13 protein-coding genes and 1 pseudogene are annotated in these 23488 nt (G+C 70.1%); 2 read left to right on the plus strand and 12 right to left on the minus strand.

The window, feature by feature from the left end; translation table 11 throughout:
• Positions 1-250: 250 nt before the first annotated feature.
• Positions 251-394 (plus strand): annotated as a pseudogene (locus ACWD4J_RS26195) (IS701 family transposase); the annotation flags it as partial.
• Between the two features lie 148 nt (positions 395-542).
• Here the strand turns inward: ACWD4J_RS26195 and ACWD4J_RS26200 are convergent.
• Complete coding sequence (locus ACWD4J_RS26200) at positions 543-1625, minus strand: helix-turn-helix transcriptional regulator (protein WP_451397867.1); 1083 nt, start codon at positions 1623-1625, stop codon at positions 543-545.
• 271 nt (positions 1626-1896) lie between these two features.
• Between ACWD4J_RS26200 and ACWD4J_RS26205 the strand changes: the two genes are divergently transcribed.
• Positions 1897-5868, plus strand: a complete 3972-nt coding sequence (locus ACWD4J_RS26205; RefSeq protein WP_451397868.1) for a S8 family serine peptidase — start codon at positions 1897-1899, stop codon at positions 5866-5868.
• Between the two features lie 115 nt (positions 5869-5983).
• Here the strand turns inward: ACWD4J_RS26205 and ACWD4J_RS26210 are convergent, their stop codons facing one another.
• The 11 genes from ACWD4J_RS26210 to ACWD4J_RS26260 all read right to left on the minus strand — a co-directional run bounded on the left by ACWD4J_RS26210 (position 5984) and on the right by ACWD4J_RS26260 (position 23428).
• On the minus strand, positions 5984-8644 hold the full coding sequence (locus ACWD4J_RS26210) for a carboxypeptidase regulatory-like domain-containing protein (RefSeq protein WP_451397869.1): 2661 nt from the start codon (positions 8642-8644) through the stop codon (positions 5984-5986).
• Positions 8645-9039: 395 nt separating this feature from the next.
• Complete coding sequence (locus ACWD4J_RS26215; protein WP_451397870.1) at positions 9040-10710, minus strand: ATP-binding cassette domain-containing protein; 1671 nt, start codon at positions 10708-10710, stop codon at positions 9040-9042.
• On the minus strand, positions 10707-12476 hold the full coding sequence (locus ACWD4J_RS26220) for an ABC transporter ATP-binding protein/permease (RefSeq protein WP_451397871.1): 1770 nt from the start codon (positions 12474-12476) through the stop codon (positions 10707-10709). The genes ACWD4J_RS26215 and ACWD4J_RS26220 overlap by 4 nt, the downstream gene beginning before the upstream one ends.
• Positions 12473-13750 (minus strand): cytochrome d ubiquinol oxidase subunit II, encoded by a 1278-nt coding sequence (locus tag ACWD4J_RS26225; RefSeq protein ID WP_451397872.1) that lies wholly within the window; start codon positions 13748-13750, stop codon positions 12473-12475. The genes ACWD4J_RS26220 and ACWD4J_RS26225 overlap by 4 nt, the downstream gene beginning before the upstream one ends.
• Entirely contained in the window at positions 13743-15107 is a 1365-nt protein-coding gene (locus tag ACWD4J_RS26230; protein WP_451397873.1) for a cytochrome ubiquinol oxidase subunit I, read from the minus strand. Before ACWD4J_RS26230 ends, ACWD4J_RS26225 begins: the two co-directional genes overlap by 8 nt.
• A gap of 673 nt (positions 15108-15780) precedes the next feature.
• A complete protein-coding gene (locus ACWD4J_RS26235; protein WP_451397874.1) occupies positions 15781-16206 on the minus strand; it encodes an SsgA family sporulation/cell division regulator in 426 nt (141 codons plus the stop codon).
• Positions 16207-16325: 119 nt separating this feature from the next.
• On the minus strand, positions 16326-17351 hold the full coding sequence (locus tag ACWD4J_RS26240) for an AraC-like ligand-binding domain-containing protein (protein ID WP_451397875.1): 1026 nt from the start codon (positions 17349-17351) through the stop codon (positions 16326-16328).
• A 358-nt stretch (positions 17352-17709) separates the two neighbouring features.
• Positions 17710-18966, minus strand: coding sequence for a sugar ABC transporter substrate-binding protein (locus tag ACWD4J_RS26245; protein WP_451397876.1), 1257 nt, complete (start codon positions 18964-18966; stop codon positions 17710-17712).
• A 234-nt stretch (positions 18967-19200) separates the two neighbouring features.
• Positions 19201-19968 (minus strand): alpha/beta fold hydrolase, encoded by a 768-nt coding sequence (locus ACWD4J_RS26250; protein ID WP_451397877.1) that lies wholly within the window; start codon positions 19966-19968, stop codon positions 19201-19203.
• A gap of 103 nt (positions 19969-20071) precedes the next feature.
• Positions 20072-22819 (minus strand): helix-turn-helix transcriptional regulator, encoded by a 2748-nt coding sequence (locus ACWD4J_RS26255; RefSeq protein ID WP_451397878.1) that lies wholly within the window; start codon positions 22817-22819, stop codon positions 20072-20074.
• Positions 22820-23428: a helix-turn-helix domain-containing protein gene (locus tag ACWD4J_RS26260; protein WP_451397879.1), complete on the minus strand. Its 609-nt coding sequence runs from the start codon at positions 23426-23428 to the stop codon at positions 22820-22822. It lies immediately after the preceding gene.
• Positions 23429-23488 lie beyond the last annotated feature (60 nt).

Here is a 23488-nt window from a genome sequence, read left to right on the forward strand (position 1 = left end):
TCATCGGGGCCCTCGTCGGTGCCGTGCTCCTGCTGCACGCCGAACTCGCCCTCACCCTGGGCCTGGCGCTGGTGTTGCTCGCGGTGACCTCCGTGGTCGCCCATCGCCTCTCGGGAGCCGACGCCGTCTGGACCAGGCCGCAGTCGTGAACCCGGCGTCGGCCCCTCACCCGAATCGCGGATGAGGGGCCGACGCCTTCCACCGTCCGCGAGGCCGCGCACCCCGGCCGACGGTGCCCCCGCCACTCGCTGGCCGCTCCTGGCCCGGCGGGCACCACCACGTCACCCTCGTGACCGCCGCCCACGCCTTCCTGACCGAGCAGCGCCTGGCCCCAATAGCGCCCGGGCAGGACTCACCCTCTACCAGATCCTCGACGCGCTCCAGGACATCTTGAGGTGCTGGACCGGCGACTGCACCACCTGCCACCAGCCCCTCCCCAGCAGAACACACACGACACCAAGATCAAGACAGACCCAACGGAGTCCTACCAGGCGCACCCTCCGACAGCGAGGCGCGGTTGCGGACAACCGAGCCCGCGGGCCTCAGCCGCCTGCCCCGTGCTCCGGCCCCAGCCACCCCCGCCCCGCCGCCCGCAGCGCGATCTGGAATCGGGTCTTCGCGCCCAGCGCGTTGCCCGCGTCGGTGACGTGCTTCTGCACGGTGCGGCGGCTCACCTTCAGTACCCGGGCGATGGAGTCGTCCTTCAGGCCGGTGGCCATCAGCCGGAGGATCTCACGTGTCCGCTCGTCGACCCGGGGCACGTCCGGACCGTCTGGGCCACTCGGGCCGCTCGGGCCCTCGGAACCATCCGCGCCACCGGGGCCGTTCCCCCCGCCCGGCACCGGCCAGTCGTCCCGGCTCTCCAACGACACCGGCGTAGCCCCCGCCCACACGCTCTCGAACAGCGCCGCCAGCGCCTCCACCAGCGCGGGGGAGTGGACCACCAGCGACCCCGCCTCCGGCCGGTCGCTGCGCACCGGCAGCAGCGCCGCCGTCCGGTCGAAGACCACCAGCTTCACCGGCAGCCGGGAGGCCAGGCGTAGTTCCCCGCCCTCCGCCGTACCCCGCAGTGCCGTCTCCAGCGAGACCGCGTCGGTGAACCCGTCCGTCTCGTACACCGAACGCAGCCGTACCCCCGCCTCCACGCCCAGTTCGCCCGAGGACACCTCGGCGCCCGTCACGTACGGCGGCTTCGCCAGGTGCAGCACCTCCACCGAACTCTGCTTCAGGAGCTGGGTGTAGCGCGCGGACACCTCCTCCTCGTGCTCCAGCACCTCCATCAGGTGCGCCGCTCGAGGGCCCGACATCACCTCGTACGCCTCCTGGAGCCGCTCCAATATCCCCTCGGCTGCGGCCAGTTCGGCCCGGCGGCGGGCCAGCATCGCGCCGAGCGACGAGCGCGGCGGACTCGCGGCCCAGCGAACTGGCCGCCCGTCGAGCCGTATCACGAGCAGGGCGCCCTCCAGCCGCCGCAGCGCCTCCTCGGCCTCGCGCGGCGAGATCCCGGCGGCCTCCGCGACCGTGGCCGCGTCCGCCGACGGCGCGCCCACCAGGTGCTCAAACACCCGCCCGCTGATCGCGTCCAGACCGGCTGCCGCCCATGGGCTGTCCGGGATGACGTTCATACGGCCTGACACTCCTGTGCGCGGGGCCGGGGCGAGGCCGGTCCGAACCGATGCTGAAGCTCAACGGGCTCTGATGGCAGGTCCGTTGGGGCGACTCAGCACATGTGGGCAATTGCGTGAACACGCGCGCCGGCGGTCTTGTTCCGGCCGCCGCGTCCCGCGAGATTGATCACACAACCTGCACGCCACCCGCACGCCCCACCAGTCCCGAAGACGCGGCTGGACCTCCCCCTTTCTTCCTCCCGCGAGGGACCTCCCTGAAGGGCGTCGCATGTCACCACGCCATCTCAGAGCGCCGGTCGCGGTGCTCGCGGCCCTGCTCATCGCCGTCACGGCGGCCCCTGCCGCCCACGCGGCCGAGTCCGCCCAGCCCGGCTCGCAGGCCGCCGCCTCCTCGTCCGCGACCCACAGCATCACCCTCGCCGACGGCTCGATCGTCCGTTGGAGCGACGACGGCACCGGCACACTTACCGCCAAGGACGGCACCACCCGCCCCTTCCCCGTGCCCGGCAGCACCGGCAGCAGCGGGCTCGGCGAGCAACTCACTCCGTCCGCCGGACTGCTGCAACGAAGAGCCGACGCGGCGAAGTCGACGCCGTATCAGGTCGAGTCGGGCGTCGGTTCGGCCTCCTCGGCCGTCCGCCCCCAGACCATGAACACCGGCGCCGTCGAGCTGCCCGAGCAGATCCGCTCCGCCATCGACGACCTCGCCCCTCCGGCGGCGGCCGGCAAACGCTCCACCGCGCCCGGAACCACACCCGTCGCCGGCGCCCTGCCCAGCAACGCGGGCCTGACCACGTCCTTCCAGTCGTACCTCAACGCCGGCGGAGTCAACGCCGTAGGCGCCTTCCAGGACACCGCGACCTACCTGAACGCCCTGCCTGGCGCCGGGCAGATCGTCACCAACGTCTCCCTCGGCGACCTCACCGACCAGTCCATGGCCGACGCGGGCGACGCGTACGTCAAGCAGTACGGGCCTACCACGGTCGTCAAAGACGGCCGGCGCTACCTCGATTACCCGTCCCTGCCGCTGATCCCCACCTACACCAGCGACAACGAGGGCCACCTCGACCCGGCCGGAACCATCGAGGGGCAGGACCCCAACCTCGGCGAGGTCCTCCTCGACTTCTCGATGATGGCCCCGCTGCCGCACGACCGGCAGCGCCCGGAGGCGACCGGCAGCGGCGCCACCGACCTGCTCGGCATCGCCCCCGGCGCCGACTACCGCCTCGTCATCCCCGAGGAGCCGTCCACCACTGGCATCGCCGCCGCGCTGCGCGCCGCCGCCGCCCAGAAGCCCCGGCCCGACGTGATCACCGCGAGCCTGGGCTTCGGCACCGACGGCTCCATCGGCTTCCCGTCGCGCTGGCTGGAGGACGACGCGGAGATACGCGAGACCCTGCGCGAGATCGTGGACTCGGGCATCGTCGTGGTCGTCTCCTCCAACGACGGCACCCGGCTCGGCCTGCCCGTCTCCGTCGGGCCCGACGGCGGCAGCACCGCCACCGAGCGCACCACCAGCGCCAAGTCCGAGACCGGCATCGACGACGTCGCAGCCACCACCGTCCCCTCGAAGGTCCGCGACACGGGCGTGATAGCCGCCGGTGGCAGCACCACCGACGACACCCTGACCTCCGGCGACGTCCGTACCTCGGCCTACCCCACCACCCGCTACAACGGCACGGCCGGCTACTCCTCCGGCTTCGGCAGCCGTATCGACCTCGCCGCCCCCGGCGACAACCTGCCCTCGCTCATCCACATCCCCGGCGGCACCGGCGTCGTCCTCAGTGGCGGCACCTCCGCCTCCGCCCCCATGATCGCCGCAGCTGCCGCGAACGTCCTGTCGGCCGCCGAGGCCACCGGGCAGAAGCTCACTCCGCGCCAGGTCCGCGACCTGCTCATCGACACCGGGCGCCCGCTCGCCCAGCCCCCGCAGACCGACCAGGAACTGACCATGGGCCCGCAGCTCGACGTCACCGCCGCCGTCGAGAGGGTCCTGGCCGAGAAGCACGACATCACCCCCGCCGCGGCCCGGCTCTCGGTCGCGGAACGGCAGTTGATGTCCGTCACACCCACCACCAATTTCGTGGAGGCCACCGACCCGGACGCCATCGACCTGGGCGGACCGCGCGACGACGACGGCAACGGCATCGGCCAGAACGCCGTCTCCCCGATCACCCTCGGCCTCGACCTCACCGGCTCCCGCGAGGGCCTCACCTACCGGCTGCGCGTCGACGGCGGCGAGACCATCCCCGCCACCGGCCCCAGCCTGCGCCTCCTGCCCCGAGAACTGTTCGCCGCCGCCGGGCTGCCGCTCGCCTCAAGCGAGTCCCGCAGCCTCAAGGTCACCTTCGAGGCACTCGACCACGGCCGCGTCGTCGCCTCGGCGGGCCGCACACTGACCTTCACCGCTACAGACGGCACCTACAGTCAGCCTCAGGCGCCCACCGCGCCCGGCACCACCCCGCTCGGCAAGTCCGTCACGGTCCACTACGACCTGACCGGCCTGCGCGACACGACCGACCCCGAGTTGGCGCTCTCGTCCGTCGGGCACTGGACGCCGTTCACCACCGCCGACAAGTGGCGCGCCACCTGGCGCACCCCGCTCACCGAGACCAAGGGCACCGTCACCATCCCCGCCACCGCCTTCGAATCGGGCGGCGCGGGCCTCTACGGCGTCGGCATCACCCTGCACGGCGGACAGGTGTACGGCGACTTCCGCGCCCTCACCGTCGGCACCGACGCGGACCAGCGCCCCGAGGCGCCCCTGATCGGCCACGGCACCGCCACCGCGCACTCGTCTCAACTCACGTACAAGGACGGCACACTGACGGTGTCCTGGGACGCCCGCGGGGTGCGGGGCGCGGACGGCGCCGCCATCGAGTTCCTCACCCCCGCGCCCACCCTGTACGGCGCCCTCAACACCACCACCAACCAGAACGGCAGCGGACGCGACGACAACGGCGTCGACCACGCCTCCACCCTGTTCCGCGCCCTGCCGTCCGCGAAGGGCCGCACCACGCTCGACCTCAAGGCCCTCGGCCTGCCGACCGGCCTCCAGTACCCCGTACGGATCATCGCCACCCGGGACGGCAAGCCCGTGGGCCAAGCCTCCCCGACCTCCTTCCTGGAGTACCTCGACGGCGACCTCGTCTCCGGCGTCCTGGAGAACTTCGAGGTCACCGGCGACACGGCGCTGCTCGCCACCGACGTCTTCTCCGAGGACAGCGAGCTCACCGGCGGCGGCGTCACCAGCTACTCGCTGGCCGACGGCAGCCTCGGCTCCGCCGTCGCCACGGATACCGGCACCGGCACGCCGATGATGCGCATGGTGGTCGGCGCCGACCCCACGACCGGCAACACCCTCATCGCACACAGGCCGTACGCGGGAGGCGTCCTTCCGGAGGTCGATCTGCGTGACACGGAGACCGGTGCCGACGTCAGGACCACCACGCTGGACCCGGAGGCGGGCACCAAGTCCGTCTACTACCAGGGCGGCGCCGTCGATCCCGACCGGCACCGTGCCGTGATCGTCACGTACAACGCGGTCTCCGGCATCGATCAGCTGTGGACCGTCGACATGAAGAGCGGCGAGGTCTCCGAGCCCCTGCCCGTCAACCAGTCGAGCCCCGGCCGCGCCTTCAGCAATGTCTCGGTCGACGCGTCCACCGGCACCTTCTTCGTCGCCACCACCGGTACCCAGGGCCCCTGCCTCAACGCTCGCGTCCCCTATGCCGCCGTCAGCTTCGACCCCGAGGCCCGCACGGTGTCCCCGATGGGCACCATGCCGCAGTGCACCGCGGGTCTGCTGCCCGACGGCAAGGGCGACAAGGTCTATGTCGCCGCCGGCTCCGCCACGCCCGACTACAACAGCGGCTCCTTCCCGACCGGCACCTGGCGCGCCGCCGACCAGCACACCCTGGCCACCGGCACCGCTGCCGACCTCGGCACCCGCGGCGTGGTCTGGCCCGCGCTCGACACGCGCAACAACGTGGCCGTCGTCGCCCATCTCTACGAGGAGGCCACCACGGGCGACAACAACGCCCTCAGCGAGATCACCGTCGTCGAACCCGACACCGGAAAGGTCCTCGCCCGGCACCCCCTCGCCAATCTCGTCAACTCCATGGGAGGCCTCACCAACTTCGAGTCGACCTCCCGCCGAGGGCTCCACCTCGACCCCGAGACCCGCACGGTGTACCTCGTCAATCCGTGGGCGAACGGGTTGCAGCGGATGAGGTACTGACAGCACAGCAGGGCACCGCACGAGCACGGACGGCGCCGCACCCCTTGTGGGGGTGCGGCGCCGCCTTGCGCCCGGGCGCGGGATCGGCGCCCGGGCGCGGATCAGGGGCAGAGGATCAGCCGTCCGCTCTCAGCCTGACGTTCTCCGTGATCACCCGGTCGGCCCGCGCCACGACTCCGCGGGTGACCGTGTCGTACCCGGTCGCGCCGACGGTCAGGGTGTGCCGGCCCGGGTCGGCCAGGAAGAGCGTGTAGAACCCGTCACCGACGGCCGGGTCGTCCGGGGTGGTCGCGGTGAGGGCTCCGGTGTCCGGCGCGGAGGCGTCCGCGACGGTGGCACCCACCACGCCCTTGCCGGTGCCCGCATCGCGCACCGTGCCGACGGCGAGTCCGCCGGGGACCGGCAGCATCGTCCGGGCCTGGACGTTCACGTCGTCGATGGCCCAGTAGTAGCCCCAGTTCGCGACGAAGTGGAAGCGCAGCTTCACGGAGGACTCGCCGGCGTACTTCCGCAGCGGGACCCGCACGGTCAGCTTCTGCTCACCTCCGCTGACCTTCGGTCCGGCCCAGACGTTCTCCCAGGTGTCGCCATTGTCCGTGCTGGCGTCCACGGTCATGTGCTGGTTGTTGATGTTGGCCAGGTAGGCGGTCTCGAAGGTGAGCTCGGCGGACTGAGCGTCCGACAGGTCGTAGGCGGCGGTGGTCAGATAGCTGTCCTGGTGCGGACCGAAGGGTCCGTTGTCGCTCTCGACCACGGCGAAGGCGCCGCTGCCGCCCGTGTAGTTGCCGCGCTGGATCGGGTCGTCGAACTGCCAGCCGTTGCTGGTGCCCTCGGCGTTCGTCACCGTCCATCCCGTCGGGGCGGCGGTGGTGGAGTCGAAGGGCTCGGTGTGGTCGGTGACCTGCTGGGTGTAGCCGACGGCGGTGGCGGCGTCCGGGTCGGCGGTCAGGGAGACGTCGGCGGTCACGGCGCGGCCGCCCACCGTCACCTCGCGGTTCACGGCCTCGTAGCCGGGCAGCGCGGCGGTGATGTCCAGGGAGTAGTCCGCGTTCTTCGGCAGCAGGATGTCGTACTCACCGGTCGCCGGGTCGGTCCATGCCGGGGCCTCGGGCGAACCCTCGACCGAGAGCCGCGCGTAGAGCGGCCAGCCGTGTCCCGAACCGTCCTTGACCGTCCCCCGGACGTGGACGCGGGGGAGCGGCTGGAGGGTGAAGTCGTGGGTCAGGGTCTGGTCCTCGGCGATCTCCACGGTGATCGGTTCGGTGGTCGTGTAGCCGAACATCTTGACCGTGAGCCCGTCGACCGTGCCGGCCGGCAGGTTGAGGGAGTAGGTGCCGTCCGCGAGGGTCGTCGCGACGTCGGCACCGGATCCGACGGTGGCCCCGGCGACGGGCTTCCCGGTCTTCGCGTCGGTCACGACGCCGGACAGGGTGCCGCTGGGCCCGCTGCGGAAGGCGGCCAGACCGGACGGGGTGCCGAGACCGGTGGGACCGTCGTAACCGGCGCCCGCGGTGCACAGATAGGCGGCCTCGCAGGTGCCGTTGGAACCGGTGGTGATGTCGTTCAGGCCCGCGCCCTGGGACCCGTAGGGATAGGCGTTGGGGTACGTGGCGGGGCGCGGGCTGCCGGCCAGGGCGTAGATGGCGGCGATCAGTGGAGTCGAGGCGCTGGTGCCGCCGTAGCGCATCCAGCCGTTGCCCGTCGAGCCGAAGGTGTGGTAGACGGCGAGGTTGTCGGCGACCGCCGAGACGTCGGCCACGCTGCGTCCCGCGCAGCCGGTGTCCTTCTGGAAGTCGGGCTTGGGCTGGTGGGCGGCACATCCGGAGCCCGGCGCGTAGGAGTCCCGCTGCCACACGGTCTCGGACCAGCCACGGGGGCTGTCCGGGTCGGCGACCAGATTCGTGCCGCCCACCGAGGTCACCGTGGAGAGTGTGGAGGGGAAGGCCACCCCGTAGCCGTAGTCACCGCTGGCCGCGACGACAGCGACGCCGGGGTGGTCGTAGTGGCTGCCCCAGGTGGCCGCGTCGGTCGCGAAGTCACCGCCTCTGCCGTAGGAGTTGGAGACGTACTTGGCGCCCATCGAGACGGCCAGGTCCACGCCTGCCCCGAGGTTCTCGAGGCCGGCGTTGTCCGTCTCCACGAGCAGGATCTTCGCGTTCGGCGCCGCGGCGGACACCATGTCGAGGTCGAGGGCTATCTCGCCCGCCCAGCCCTCGCTGGTCGTCGGGTAGTTGGTGCCGCCACGCTGGTCGACCTTCTTGAAGCAGCCGTTCTCCGTGGTGCACGGCGGCAGCCCGTACTGGCTGCGGTAGACGGCCAGGTCCGCCTCGGCGTTGGGGTTGTCATAGGCGTCGACGATGGCGATGGTCTGCCCGGAACCGCCGTCCGAGGGCAGGCTGTAGGCGCTCTGGATGTCCTGCGGGCCGAGCCCGTCCGGTGTCTGCGCCGCGCTCAGCCGCATCACGGGCGTTTCGTCGGTGGCGCGCATCGCGTAGCAGCGGGCATGGCCCTTGGCGGGGGTGCCGCAGACGGGTTCGAGGTCGGCCGCCGGTTCGTCGGCCGCGGGTTCGGCGGTGGTGCCGGGCTCCGTGTCCAGCTGCGTCGGAGCGGTGGTGGCTGTGGCCGTGGTGGTGGGACCGGGGCCGGCCGGGGTCTCGGCCTGGGCGGCGGGCTGGACGCCGAGGAGCACCAGGGCCGTGAGGCCCAGGAGCGCAGCGCCGCGGCTGAGTGCGCGGGGAACGTGGGGTGTGCCCCCGGCGCGCTTGACTATTCTCACGCATCACCTGTCATGACGGGCCTTCAATTCGGGCGGACGAAAAAGAAAATGGATCGTCCACGCATTTGCGTGGACGATCCATTAGCCGTCGGATCCCGATCGGGTGTCAATAATTCCTTTGTTAAGCCTGCATTTCGCGCCGACTCCTCCAACGTCCCTGGTGGCGGCGGCGCTTCTCACTTGTGCAGCCTCACGAATGTCCTGCGGATCTCCCTTGCCGGGGCCGTCCGGTGCGCCGCAGAATGAGAGCGGCGCGGATGTGTCCGGTGTCGGGATGCAATTCCGCCCGGCCGGGCCCAGATATGTTCACGCTTTTCTTTCCCGGTGTTCTGGAAGGCTTTTCGGTGGCGTATTCCGGTTTGGTTTCCGGAGGGTTGAGCCCAAACGGAGTCCTACTAGCCCCGAGCTCTCAGTGGTTGCCGGGAACTTGGCTGCAGTCGCAGTGTGCCGGTGGGGGTGAAGGGAAGCAGTTCGTGGTGCCGTTCCGGCAGGGCGATCACCAGCGCGCTGTCCGGCAGGGCGCGGCGGACACCCGTCAGCATCCGCACCGCCGTATGGTCGTCGAGGCCGGCCGTCGGTTCGTCGAGCAGGAGAACCGAGGGTGCCCGGAGCACCGCTCTCGCGATCACCAGGCGGCGTCGCTGGCCCTGTGAGAGCGCACTGCCCAGCGGGCCCGTCGGGGTGTGGAGGGGAACCTGCTCCAAGGCCGCGGCCGCCAGCGCGGCCCGGAGCGTGTCGTCGTCCGCGCTGGGGGCGGCCTGCCGGAGGTTCTCGGCGACGGTCGCGTCCGCGATCCAGTCTTCCGCCTCGACGAGGGTGAGCGTGTCCGCGATCGCACGGGCGGGCAGGGACTCGACGGGTACGCCGTCGAGCAGCACCGACCCGGGGGCGGCGGGGGTGATTCGTCCCGCCAGAGTCTCCAGCAGGGTGCTTTTGCCGCTGCCGTTGGGCCCGGTGACCAGGATGACGCTGTGTGGCTCGATCACCGCGGACCAGCGGGCGCGGTGGTCGCCGACGCCCACGGGCACCCGGCGGACCACCAGGGCCATTTTCGGCCCAGCGAGCGGCGGCGTCGTAGGGGATGCGGTCCCCGGCCTCTCCGGGAGCGCGCGGTTCGCCAGATTCGTCAGCCGCCCAGCGGCGTCGGCGGCCAGGCCGTGGTCGCGGAGTACCTGGGGAAGCGTCTCTATGAGCTCGTAGGCAGCCGCGATCAGCAGCACCTCGCCGATGGCATCGGCGGCTGGCTGGGCGAACATTGGACCGGACAGCGCCAGGAGCAGCACCGCCGTCTGGCCGGCCACAGCCAGCAGCCGCAGCAGCAGCCGGGCCCGGCGCATCGCCGACGCGGCCGCGGTCTCGGCCCGTCGGGCTCTGCCGACTGCCTGCGCGACCTGGTCGCGGACCAGGTCGACCGCGTCCAGGCAGCGCAGTTCGGGCAGCGCGGAGCGGGCGCTGAGCAGCGCGGTGCGTGCGGCGGCGCGGGCCTCTGCGGCCGCCTGCTGGTGGCTGCGGGCCCGCCGCTCGGCGGCCACCGCTGAGGCCGCCGAGATCGCGAGCAACAGCAGTTCGGCCGTGCCTGCCGGCGGACTCGCCATCAGGAGCAGAGCGACGATGACGGAGGCGGTGAGGCCGATCCCGGCCAGCGGCGGGACGACCTGGCCGGCGATACCGCCTACGGCGCTGACGTCGCTGGTGAGCCGGGTCATCAGGGCGCCGTCACGTTGGTTCCGCAGTTCGCGTGCCGGCATGGTGGTCGCGGCGCGGACCAGCCGTGAGCGCAACGAGACCGTCGCGCCGAGCAGGGCGCCATGGCTGACCAGGCGCTCCCAGTAGCGCAGACCGGTGCGGCCCAGGGCGAGAGCGCGGACCGTCCCCGAGGGGTACATCCACGACCAGGCGGTGTTCGCCTGTGCAGTGACCACCGCGCAGGAGGTCAGGAACCAACCCGACACCCCCAGCAGACCGGCGGCGCAGAGCTCGGCGGTCGCGGCGAGCACCGCTGCGAACAGCAGGTCGCGGCGTGCCCGTTGGTCCGCCGCCATCCACAGCAGCCTGAATGCAGTCACAGTCTCTCCCTGATCCGGGACACCCGGCCTTGAATCAACTGCACGACGTCGTCGGCGATTTCGATCAGTGCCGGGCTGTGTGTCGTGAGCAGCACGGTGCGGCTGCGCGCGAGTGTCCGAATGGCGCCGATGACGCGGGCCTCGCCGTCGGGGTCGAGATGGGCGGTGGGTTCGTCCAGGCACAGCAGCGGCGTGTCGCGGAGCAGTGCCCGGACCAGTACCAGTTGCTGCGTCTGCCCGGAGGACAGCCCCCAGCCGCGTTCCCCGACCCGGGTCGCCAGGCCCTGGGGGAGTGCTGCCAGCAGATCCTCGAAGCCAAGTGCCGTGACCGCGGCGGTCAGTTGCCTGTCGTCGGCGTCGCGCCGGGCCAGCAGCAGGTTGTCGCGCAGTGTGCCCGGGAGGAGGTAGGAGGGCTGGCCGCCCCACGCCGTCATGGCAGGCGAGGCGGCGCGGGTCGCGGAACCGGTGGTGTGCAGGCACCACCCGCGGTCCGGGTCGCGCAGGCCTGCTGCCACGGAGAGAAGGGTGGTCTTGCCGGCGCCACTGGGCCCGCTGATGGCCACGATCGAACCTGGCCGCACGGTCATGCAGACGTCGTACAGAGCCGCGTCGTCGCGACCCGGGTACTGGACCCCCACCTTCTCCAGGATCACACCGGCCGGGCTCGGCCGGCTCGCACGGCACATGGCGGACATTCGCGCCCGGGGACGGCCCGCCGGTGTGACGGGAGCCGTGTCGATGATCTCCGAGATCAGCTCGGCCGCCGCGGCGGCCTCGGCACGGGCGTGATAGCCGCGGGCGAGTTCCCGGGCGGGGGCGAAATACACCGGGGTCAGGACGAGCACGAACAGCGCGGTGCCCAGACTCATGGTGGACGGGACCACCGGCAGGTCGAGATAGCCGAGCAGGGCGAGCCCGCAATACGTGGCGACCACAGCCATGGCCACAGTGATGAGGAGCTCGATCCAGGCGGTCGAAAGGAAGGCCACCCGCAGCACGGTGCGGGTGCGCTCGGCAAGTTCCCTGTCGGCTGCCTCGGTTGCGCGCACAGCTTCCTCACCGGCCCCGAGGCCGACGAGCGTGGGCAGTCCGCGCAGCTGATCCAACAGATGGGTGCTCAGCCTCCGGGTGGCGGTGAGCTGGGCGTGCACTGCGGCACGGGTACCCATGCCGATCACCTTCAGATTGAACGGCAGCAGCGGGGTCGCCAGCACCAGCATCAGCGCGACGGCCCAACTGCCCACCAGCACCGCGGCCAGCACGACGCCGCTTCCCAGCAGCATCGCCCGCCGCGCGGGGACGTACGTCGTCAGCCACTTGGTCAGTCGGCCCACCTCGCTGTCGAGCGCCTCGGCAAGAGCGGCATCGGACGCCTTCTCGAAGGGCCTGCCCGGCGTCGGGAGTGCGGCCAGGAGCAGGCGGGCGCGCAGGTGGTCCTGGACGGCGGCGGCCCCGTCGTCGGCGACCCGATCGGCGGCCGCGAGCAGGACCGCGCGCAGCAGCAGCCCGGCGGCGACGAGAGCCGCACCGGAGAGCACCGGAGCCAGGGCCACACCTCCGTACGGGGAGCGCAGTGCGGCCTGGGCCGCCCGTCCCAGCCCCATGGCCCACAGGACATGGCCCACGACCGCCAGTCCCCGCAGAGTGCCGGCTTGCCGGAACGCTGGTTCGCCGACCGCCGCCCATGCGGTGAGGAGCCCGGCGGTCCGCTGCTGCCCTTCGTCGTCCCGGCCGAGACGGGCGAGCTGGTCGGGGATGTCGTTCACTTTTCGGCTGCCCAGAGGTCGAATTCGCCGGCGGCCGCGGAACGGCGGTCGGTCCGGATCCACACGGCGAGTGCGGTCACGCAGCACACCGCGACCCCAGCCGGGCCGATCCACACCCGCACGCCACCGAAGACGTCCTGCGAGAGGGCGGCTACCGCGAGGGCCAGGAGCGTCAGGAGCACGCGCCGGGTGACAACGGCCGCCCACGGACCGTCACCCGCGGTCCGCGAAACCGCCGCGGGCCGCTTGGCGGCAGCCGTCGTGTCGGACGGGTCGGCCGCGCCGGTGTGGGCCGGTGTCTGGGCGAACTTCCCGCGGAACACCCACCACGCGTAGATGTTGTAGGCCAGGACGACCGGCATGCACCCGCCCACCCCGATCAGCAGGAACAGCTGCGACCCGTGCGGGCTGGCCGCGGCGTGCACGGTCAGGTCGGGAGGGACGACGACAGGCGCCGTGGCAGCGACGAGCGCGAGAAGGCCCGCGGCCTCCGCACCGGCAACGGCGGCGAATGGACGCCAGTCCGGTCGGCGGCCGAAGCCGTACCAGGCAATCGCCCCGCAGACCACGGCCACCGCCACTGCGAGGCCGAACAGGGCCGCGCGGAGCGGCGGGTCGAAACGCAGGTGCTGCGGGTCGGCGAGCGGGAGCCCGAATCCCAGGACGACGGAGGCCGTCGCGACCCCCAGGAGCAGCGGTCGGCCCAGTCGGCCCGCCCGGTCGTGGGCTGTACCCGCGGTCTTGTCCTGCAGCCATGCGGCACCTGCCAGCAGGTGGACGGCCGCGAGTCCCAGGGCGCACAGCACGCTGTAGGGCGTCAGCCAGTCCCAGGTGCCCCCGGTGAACGCCCCGTCGCGGTGGGCCAGTCCGGACAGGACGCCCCCGGCCACGAGCCCCTGGCACAAAGTGGCCACCAGTGATGAGATCCCGAACACGAGGCCCCAACCGCGCCGGTAGCCGGGGGCGGCGCTTTGCAGCTCGATGGCCGTGCCGCGCAGCACGATGGCGAGCAGCATGACTATGAGCGGCAGGTAGACGCCGGGCAGCACGGTGGCGTAGACCCCGGGCAGGCCCGCCCACAGTGCCACGCCCGCCAGGATGATCCAGCTCTCGTTGGCGTCCCAGGCGGTTGCGATCAGCTCGTTGTACTCCTTGCGCCGCTGGTCGCTGCGGTCGAACAGGCTCAGGATGCCGATGCCGAGGTCGTAGCCGTCGAGCAGCAGATAGGCACCGAGTGCGAGCAGGACCAAAGCGTATGACGCGTACTCAAGCATGGCTGGCCTCCGGGGGGTGAACGGTGGCGCCGTTGTCGGTCACCAGGTGCTCGGGGCCGGTCCGCACCGTGCGGACGATGTAGCGGATCCACAACCCGAGCAGCAGCGCGTAGACGGCGACGAACCCGGTGAGGCTGGTGATCGCCGCGCCGAGGGAGAGGTGGGAGACGGCGTCACTGGTGCGGATCAGCCCGTAGACGACCCAGGGCTGCCGACCGGTCTCCGCGGTGATCCAGCCGCCGCTGATGGCCACGACACCGGCGGGGGCCATCCAGACCATCAGCCGGAGAAACCTCCGGGCTGTGTACAACCTGCCGCGCAGCCGCAACACCAGTCCGGCGAAGGCCATGCCGAACATCACCAGAGCGGTGAAGTACATCGCCCGGAAGCCGTAGAAGGCGGACCACATGTTGGGGCGCTCGTCCTCGGGCGTCTGCAGCAGCCCGGGGACGTTCGCCTTTCCGGACAGGTCCTTGCCGATGACGGCGCCCAGGTGCGGTATCTCGACGTGGAACTCGTTCTTACCCTTGTCCGTGTCGGGCACGACGAGCAGGTTGTAGCCGTTGTTGTCGGTCTTCCAGTTGCCCTCGAAGGCCTGCAGCTTGGCCGGCTGGTGTGCACCCATGAATACGGCGGTGGCGTCCCCCACGTACAGCTGCACGGGCATCAGGACGGCCAGCACGCCCAGGGCGATGGACAGGGTGCGGCGCGCGAAGGGCAGTGCACGCTGCTTGACCAGGTACCAGGCGGCGATCCCGCCGATGAACCAACTGGCGCTGATCAGCACCGCGAGCAGGATGTGCGGGTACCGGTAGGAGAACGCCGGGTTGAGCAGCACGTGCCACCAGTCGTTCGCCCGGAACTGGCCGTCGACCTCGGTGAACCCCACGGGGTCCTGCATCCAGCTGTTGGCGGACAGGATCCAGGTCGTGGACAGCAGGGTGCCGACGACGAGCATCCAGCAGGCGAACGCCATGGTCCGGGGACGCACCCGGCCCTCGCCGTACAGCATGATGCCGATGAACCCGGCCTCCAGGAAGAAGGCCGTAATGACCTCCATTCCGATCGTGACACCGAGGATCGGACCGACTGCATGGGCGTATCTTCCCCAGTTGAGACCGAACTCGAATGTCATGACGGTTCCGGCGACCACGCCCAGACCGAATCCGACCGCGAATATCTTCTTCCAGAAGCGGAATATCTGCAGGTACAGCGGATTCCCGGTTCTGAGGTAGACCGTGTACATCACGGCCAAGAAGACGGAGAGTCCGACGGTCAGTGCGGGAAAGCTCATATGAAAGATGGCGGTGATGGCGAACTGCCATCGAGAGATCTCCACTACTGCGGGCGAGGCCACGGTGTCTCCTCTCGGTAGATTTCGGTGGGTCCGGCAGCCATGGCGGAAGAGCCCGTGGATGGGCCCCTGGCCTGGCCGCGCGGGGGCCTCTCATCGCTGACGGCCTCGAGGATGAGGTCCGCGACAGCCTCCGGCTGTGACGTCACGACGGTGTGTGAGACCCCTTGGGCGTGGACGACGGCCGCGCTCTTCCGCTTGTAGCGTGCGGCGATGGTCGGGACGCCGGCCGGGCGGAGCTTGACGGAGCTTGTTGGCTACGCCTCGCTCTCATCTCGTAGGACGTCGGGCCGAGACGTCGGCCACGAGTTCCGGGACGGTCTCGGAATCCCCGACTCCCGAGGCCACCGTAGGGCCGGCCGGTTGCATCCCTTGTCTCTGGGCGCATCACTCTTGTCCGCGCAGCGCAATGTGCGGGATGCAGTGTGCGGCCGCAGTTCACTTCCGGACCGAAAGCAGTGCTGGGCAAGAGAGGTCCACGAGGGCGCTTACGTCCTCCCAGGCGGCTGATGGGCCTGGTCCCGGAACACCGTCGTGCACTGCGCTCAGGGGCCACAGGCGGTGCACTCAGGGTCAACCGGCTTCCGCCGGTCGCCCCTACGGCGGTCGTCCGGCCTGCCACTCGCCGGGTGACCTGCCGTAGGCGTGCCAGGCATTCCACCCAGTCGAGTGCGTCTCAGTCCCGCCTGCCTGTGAGCTCGGCGAGGGCACGGTCCATGTCGATGTGAAGGCTCTCCGTTCCCGGGGGCACGAGCGAGTCCGTCCGCCGCAGGAACGCGGCGACCGCTGACCCCGCGATGTCGACCAGCGCCGCGCCGGCGGCGGACCTCAGGACGATGCGCACAGAGTCCGGATGGCAACGGTGCCGAGGGATCACCAGCACGTCTCCGGTACCGGTGGGACGGCGCAGGCCCTCCATGAGCAGCGATCGGGCGAACACCCAGTCCACGGGTCTGGCCCCGGGTGCGCCGATGGAAAGCCGGACGGCGTAGGGGTCGGTCATGTCGTAGTGCAGTTCCGCGGGCAGCGGGACCGGCAGCTCGTCCGGGACGCTGACGTGCACTGTCGCCATGCACATGGCCCAGGGGAGAGGTTGGATCATTTCACCCCTCAACAATGGTTGCAGGAGCGTTCCTTTGAACGCCTCTAGAACCCCGCTGTCGCTGCATTTTGTCGAGGAACGCATGGAATGTGTGCCCGAGAAAGAACTGGGCACCGGTTTCAGGCATCGACGAGCTTCGTTGCTGACGGGGTGTACGGCCTCAAGTCTTGGGTGTTGCGCCATTCACGGGGAGACATCCCGTAGGCGGCCCGGAACACCCGACTGAAATGCGCGGCACTGGTGAAACCGCATCGGTGTGCCACCGCGGCGATCGTGGGGCCATTCGGGCGCGCGAGTTCGCGCCGGCACTCCTCCAGGCGGCGCCGCTGGATCCACCGGCCGACGGTGGCGTCTTCGCTCTCGAACAGCTGGTGCAGATAGCGCAGGGATATGTGGTGGGCCCGGGCGATCGCCTGCGGGGTCAGGTCCGGGTCCGCGAGGTGACGGTCGATGAACGCCTGGATCCGCAGCAGCAGCGTCCGGTTCCCGCCGGTTGTGTCCGCACTCGTCCGGCCGAGCCGCTCGTCGGTCAGCGCGCCGAGCAGGTCCACGACGTTACGGGCCATCAGCTCGCTGGTGCGTGGCGGGTAGGTTCCCGCGTTGTCCACGAGCCCGGCAAGGAAGGGCGACAGCAGCCCACCCAGGGGCGTGTCGGGGCCGAGCGGGGAGGCTGTGATGTGGACCACGTCGGACTCGCTCAGGCCCAGAACGTCTCTCGGCACGCGGAGGGCCTTCGTCCGAAACGACTGGGAAAGGTTCAGCCGGACGGGGCGCGCCAGGTCGTAGATGAAGACGTCCCCCGGCCCGAGGAGCGCTTCACGGCCGTCCTGCTCCAGCAGGGCGGCTCCTCTGTCCAACTGTTTGACGACCACGTACTCGTCTGCGTTGCTCTGCGCGACGAGTCGGCGAGTTCGCAGGGCGGAAAGGCAGTCGCCCTCCACGGTGACGGCCTGGAGTCGGCCGAGCGGTGTCGTACGGATCGTGCCCGAGCACACCTCGTCGGGGACGGTCATGTCCACGGCGCCGAACGTCCGGGCCAGTGCTTCGCGCCAGTGCGCCCGTCTGTGGTGGACGGGCAACGATTCGGTGGTGTAGAGGGTGCCCGGGAGCTGTCCGGGCTCCGGTCTCGAGGAATCCGGCGACATGATCTCGGCCCTTCAGTCGGTGTGCTTTCTGAACACCGTGCCAGCGGGCCTCGGGCGACACATCGCGTGAATCCGCTAGATCAGGGGTGCAGGTCTGAGATAGGGATCGGTTGTTCTTGCTGCCAGGGCGGATGCCAGAACGGCGGCACAGCCACCGCGGCAACAACAGGAGCGACCACGGAACGCCTCCGAGGGGGAAGCTGCGCTGGAAGAACAGGTCCCGCGACAGGGACTTCTGAGTACTTGCGCAGCCCCACGAACCGCTCGGCACCGGTGTTGAACGTCGTGGTCGTGTACTGCTGGAAGCCTCATCGCGCCGTCTTCCTGCCTGATGCTGATCCGGCGGGCCGAGGACAGGTCAGGGGTTGGTCGCGATCTGCTGCGCGCGCTTGAGTGCTTCCTCCGGTGTCTGCTCGCCCGTGAGCGCGGACTGGATCGCGGTGTATATCCCGGTCGCCGCTTTGGGCCACTTCACGCCGAGTTCGCTGGTACGGGCCCGGGCCGCTTCAACGCTCTTGACGAAGGCAGCCATCGATGGGACCTGCTCGGCGTACTGGGAGGCCACCGTGGAGCGGGAGGGCACGGTGAAGTGCTGCTTGGCCAGGGTGAGCATGTTGGTGGAGTCGTTCAGGCAGGCGAGCACCTGGGCGGCCTTTTCCTGCCGGGCCTTGGAAGCGCTCTGCGGGACGGTCCACACCTCGCCGCCGAGCGGTGTGACAGGGGTCTGCCCTGTCTGGGGGACGGGGATGGGGGCCACCCCCCAGTGCAGGTTCTTGTCCTTGTTCAGGGCGGGGATCCGCCAGGGGCCGTTGATCATCATGGCTGCCTTGCCGGCGACGAACTGTTCGTGGATGTCGGCCTGCGTCCAGTTCAGCACCGACTTCGACATGGATCCGCTCTTCACCAGGTCGACCCACAGCTGGAGTGCCTGCGCGGCCTGCGGGGTGTCCAACTGCTTCTCGTTCCCGCCGTTGGACCACAGGAAGGGCAGGAACTGCCAGGTGCCCTCAAAAGTGGGGTTCGCGTCGACGGCCATGCCGTAGCGCCCCTGGCGGGTCAGCTTGGCCGCCGCCGCCTTCAGCTCGTCCCAGGTCCTCGGCACGGCGACACCGGCCTCGGAGAGCATGTCCTTGTTGTAGAAGAGGGCGATCGTGCTGACGTTCGGTGCCAGTCCGTACACCTTCCCCGTGTAGGTGCCCGCCGACAGGATGCCTTTGGCGAAGCCGCTGGAGTCGATGCCGTGCTGGGCCAGCGGGGCCAGCGCGCCGGTCTGTGCGATCTGTTGCAGGTCGGGGTTGTCCAGCATCAACAGGTCGGGAAGGGTCCGCGACGACGCTCGCCGAAGGACCGTGGGCATGAGTGTCGCTCCCGGAACGCTTTTGTGCTCGACCGTTACGCCGGCGCTCTTGCCACAAGCAGTGAGCAGCTCGCCCCACTGGGCGTGTTCAGGTTCGTCGGTGTAGTAGTCGAGTGCGGTGATGGAGGTGACCTTGCCTTCGGCGCGTCCGGCGCCGGTTTCGCCACCGCACCCGGTGGCAGCCAGTACCAGGGCGACGGCTCCGGTCCTCAAGAGGGCGGCGATCCGCCGGGCGGGCGGTCTGGCTGGTGAGATCATGGTGATGCCCTTGCCGAGTGACGTCTGTGGTCGGAGCGTCGGTGTGGGAAGGTGAAGCCGGAATCCAAGACCTTCCGTGGCGACTTGATCATGGTAAGGCTGCGGGCGAAAGGGCCAGGCGTTCGGGAGGGCGCCAACGGGGCCGCCATACCGGCGTCTTCCAATTCAGAACGGATGCAATCGGACCTGGTAGCCACTGGTGTTGAAGCATTCGGAGAGCCGGCCGTCATCTGCTCAGAAGGTGCGCCGAAGCCGGTCACCATCGCCGCGGCCAGTGTGCTGTTCGGCGGCTTCCCGGATCATCGCCACCACGGCACCGGGCTGCGACAGCACGACGGCGTGAGAACCGTCCAGCAAGTATTCGTTGGCCGCCATGCGCTGTGCCATGAAGCGCTGAGCGGTGGGGTTGAGCACCTGGTCGGCGGTCGCGATGGCGTACCAGGACGGCTTGGACGCCCATGCCGGCGGGCCCGATCTACCGGTCAGCGCTCTCCGGGCGATCGGGCGTTGCGAGACGGACAGCACATTGCCGGTGCGGGGCGGCAGGTCGGCGGCGTACACCTGCGGGAAGCGTTCGTTACGGATGTACAGCTCGGTTTCCGGGCCGCCGGTTAACTGGGCGGGGAGGGCGGCGGTGCAGGTCGCATCGGCGAACGGCATCGGGGCAAAGCGGTTTGTGATGTCCAGGACGCATTCGCAGGAGTCGAGGCCGAACGCCGCGACGTAGCACAACGCCATGACGTTGTCGGCGTCGGTGGCGGCATGTGTGATCACCGCGCCACCGTAGCCGTGGCCGACCAGCACGACGGGGGCATCGATGTCGCGCACCACGCTCCTGATGTAGGCGGCGTCCTGCGCCAGGCCGCGTAGCGGGTTCGCCGGGGCGTGCACAGTCAATCCGGCGGCGTGAAGAAGGCTGATGACCCTGGCCCAGGATGAGGCATCGGTGAACGCCCCATGCACAAGCACGATGGTCGGCGGTACGGGGGCGGGTTCGTGCATGTCGGTGACCTCTGACTTTTCGTGGTTGCCCCAGCCAAGCGCGTTCGGATGTGGCGGGGCATCGCGTGAACGTACCAATAGGCGCGAACGACCCATAGCCCGCTCAGTTGTCGGGCAAGGCCATGACCAGGTTCGCAAGCTGAACCCTGGAGTTGACGGACAGTTTGCGGAAGGCGGAGGTCAGGTGAGTGTTGACCGTGTGTGGAGAGACGATGAGCAGGTCGGCGGCCGACCGGTTGGTGTGGCCCGCGGCGATGAGGCGTGCGACCTTCTTCTCCGAGGCCGTGAGGGCGCCCCATCCCTGGACGGGGCGTTGCATGGCCGCCGTCCTGCGGCTGCCGGCACCCGCACCATCCAGATCGTGCTGTACGCGTGCCGCTGCGGCGTGGGCGCCTGACTCGGCGAACGTGCCCTGGGCGCGAGTCAGGGCGGCAACCGCCTCAGGTTTTCGGCCTGCTGACAGGAGCGCCCGTCCGAAATCGGCGTAGGCGGCGGCCCGCACCAGCGGACGAGGGCTTGCCTTGAGCAGTGCCACGGAGCGCTCCAGCATGGCGAGATCGTTGTTCACGAGCCCGAGGGCCTGCGCCGCGATGCCCGTGGCGGTGGGCACGGCCGGATTGCGTTCGGCGTGGGCTTCGGCCTGTGCGGCCAGGTCCCCGGCGAGTTCATGGTCCGCGCCTTGCAGGGCCATGCGTATCGCGGAGTCGACCCAGTCGCGCAACAGCCGCCAGCGCATGAAGCGGCCTGCCTTCTGCACCTGCCGGATCTTGTCGATGGCAAGCCCGACGTCCCCGTCGGCCTCGGCGTGGACCGCTTCCAGGAAGCGCACAGCGGCCGTGTTGCCCGGGTTCGGTTTGGTAGCCAGTCTTTCCTGTGCTGCGGCCAGATGTTGCCTTGCCGCTTCCCGGTCGCCGCGCAGAAGGGCGATCCGGGAGCGGATCACGCGAGCGTTCACCTGCTGGACGGGTACCTGTACGTCGTCCTCCAGGCGCTCCATCGTCACGAAGTCGGCATCGGCGTCGTCGAGTCGGCCGAGCCCTAGATCGTGCTGGCCCTGTGCCCACAGCATCATCGCCTGACGCGTCGGCCCGGCATTGTCTGCCGCCTGCAGGAGCAGTCGTTCGCCGGACTCGAAATCGTCCACGTGCAAATGCGCCACGATCTCTTCGGGAAGGAAAGCAGAGTCGACGGCGCTGAGCGCGGCGAAGCGCTCCAGTGCGACGGCGTTCTCACCCGCGTTGAGCGCGATCTCGCCGAGCCCGGACAAGGCCAGGACGTGCGCCTCGCGGTCACCGATCTCGGTGGCGGCACGCAGCGCGGTCTCGCCTGCCTCACGCGCCGCGACAAGATCATGGTCCCGGGACAGGGCCAGCGCGCGCAGGGCGGCCAGCCTCGCCGCGACCTCCGGGGCAGCGCCCCCGATTGCGAGGGCCGATTCGGCCCGGCGGCGCAACTCGTCGGCGAGATCCATGTTCCACAGCGTCCCGCCGAGAGCAGCGTGCAGCCGGCTGAACACGTTCAGTGGTGGTCGGCGGGCCAGCAGCAGGTCACCGGTAGACAGCGCCTCTCGATTCCTGCCGGCCCGTGTCAAGCAGACGATCGCCTGCTCACCCACTGCGAACCTCAACGGCCGCGCGGACGGCACCATGTCCAGGGCGCGCGTCATCAGGTCGGCCGCGAGTCCAGGTGTGACCGGCAGTACGTCGTCAGCGGCTCGCTGCAGCAGCGCCACCGCTTCCTCGTCTCCGGGCAGGGCTCCTTTGAGGATGTGCGGCACCGCGTCTATCGGCTGGTGGCCCGCGGAGACAAGGTGGTTGGCAGCCTCTCGGTGCAGAACCTTCCGGGCTGACGGCGGGATGTCGACGTAGACCGCCTGGCGCAGCAGATCATGCCGGAAGACCAGATGGTCGCCGTTGTCGTCCAGGAGTCCGGCGCGCACCGCCTCCTCGAGCGCCGCGATCAACGTGGTGGACGGTTGGCCGTAGAGCACGGCGGCGTCGTGGAAGCCGAAGGTCCGTCCAAACACCGCTCCCATCTGAAGGAAGCGCAGAGTGCCGGGTTGCAGGGACCCGAGTCTGCCGCGCACACCCACCACGAGCCCTGGGGGCACAAGCTCGTCCGAGGCCTCGCCGGGCCGCAGTCCCGCGAGCATCTCGACTGCCAGGAACGGGTTCCCGCCGGCTCCGTCGAGCAAGTCCCGGACCCGCTCGTCTACGGCGGCACCCAATGTGTCGCCGGCCAGTTGACCGATGGCCGCGCCGGACAGGGGCCCCAGTGGCACAGTAACCGTCGGGAGGCTGCCCGTTGCGGCTGCGACGACTTCTTCCGCTGGACCAGCGGGCTCCAGCCGCCCGGTCAGCAACCACAGAACCGGCGAAGCCCGCAAGCGTGCCGGAAGCTGTTTCAGGGCGAACCGGCTCAGCGGGTCGGCCCACTGCACATCGTCCAGGGCGATCAGCACCGGCCCACTGCCGGCTCTGGCTTCGATCGCCTCCGCCAGGCGCTCCACCAGCCAGATCCGCTGATCGTGATTGCGCGCAAGATCGACGAAGGCGTCACCGGACAGCAGCGGCTGATCGCCGTGCAGGACGCAGGCCGCCAACGACGAGAGCGGCACGATGTGATGCAGCTCATCGGCCTTGCCGAGGCCGACTGAGAAGGCCGCTGCCCTGGCCCGGGTGACGGCCTCGGCGAGCAGCGTGGTCTTGCCGATGCCCGCTTCCCCCTGGAGCAGGGCCAGCCCGCCGCTTCCGGTGCGGGCCACCGAGTCGATCAGTGCCTGCAGCCCTTCGAGCTCGACCTCTCGGCCGCGCAGACCGCTACGGGACAGCGATCTGTCTGCTCCCGCCACTCACGCGCCTCCCTGTCCGCACTCGTCCTGTCCGCATGGGTCGGCTGAAGCCGGGCTCAGCCCATGCCGACTGGTGGCTCCGCCCCTCGGCCTCGTCTGCCTCTGCCGGACGGTCTCATCGCCGGAAGAGCCGGCGAGCATGTCGGACAGCAGATCGATCGGGGGCTCAAGTCCTGCGTCGGCGTGGCAACGCACGCGGGTGTGTGTGAAGACCAGCAGGTCGCGGCTCTCCGCTGGCACGCCATGCGCGGCCACCTCGCGGCAGATCAAGCCCGCTGTCTGTGAGTGTTTCGTCATGACGGGTATGCGGTTGCGTTCTTTGTGTCTGAAGAGCCGGCTGAAGGAGGCCGGATGCGTGAAGCTCCAACGCCGGGCCACGCCGGAGAGCGTCCTCTCACTGCTGCCGCCCTGGGCGAGATCCCTGGCACACTCCTGCAGCCGACGACGCTGAATCAGGCGGCTGACCGTGATCCCTTCCCCTTCGAAGAGCTTGTGGAGCGAGCGGACGGACATATGGTGAGCAGCCGCGACGGTGTCCGGGCCGAGCCCCGGATCCCCGAGGTGTCCGTCCAGGTAGGTGCGGACTTCCCACGCTGAAGAGGTGCTCACAAAATGGGCGCCCGATCAGCTCGAGGCGTCTGGTGCGTGCGATCGCAAGGCGCCGGAAGA

It is taken from the genome of Streptomyces sp. NPDC002577, from assembly GCF_053594815.1.

Bases quoted from the DNA above. Each gene is read 5' to 3' on its own strand.
- ACWD4J_RS26200 (WP_451397867.1), bottom strand. From the start codon at position 1,625: ATGAACGTCATCCCGGACAGCCCATGGGCGGCAGCCGGTCTGGACGCG.
- ACWD4J_RS26205 (WP_451397868.1), top strand. From the start codon at position 1,897: ATGTCACCACGCCATCTCAGAGCGCCGGTCGCGGTGCTCGCGGCCCTG.
- ACWD4J_RS26225 (WP_451397872.1), bottom strand. From the start codon at position 13,750: ATGCTTGAGTACGCGTCATACGCTTTGGTCCTGCTCGCACTCGGTGCC.
- ACWD4J_RS26235 (WP_451397874.1), bottom strand. From the start codon at position 16,206: ATGATCCAACCTCTCCCCTGGGCCATGTGCATGGCGACAGTGCACGTC.
- ACWD4J_RS26240 (WP_451397875.1), bottom strand. From the start codon at position 17,351: ATGTCGCCGGATTCCTCGAGACCGGAGCCCGGACAGCTCCCGGGCACC.
- ACWD4J_RS26245 (WP_451397876.1), bottom strand. From the start codon at position 18,966: ATGATCTCACCAGCCAGACCGCCCGCCCGGCGGATCGCCGCCCTCTTG.
- ACWD4J_RS26250 (WP_451397877.1), bottom strand. From the start codon at position 19,968: ATGCACGAACCCGCCCCCGTACCGCCGACCATCGTGCTTGTGCATGGG.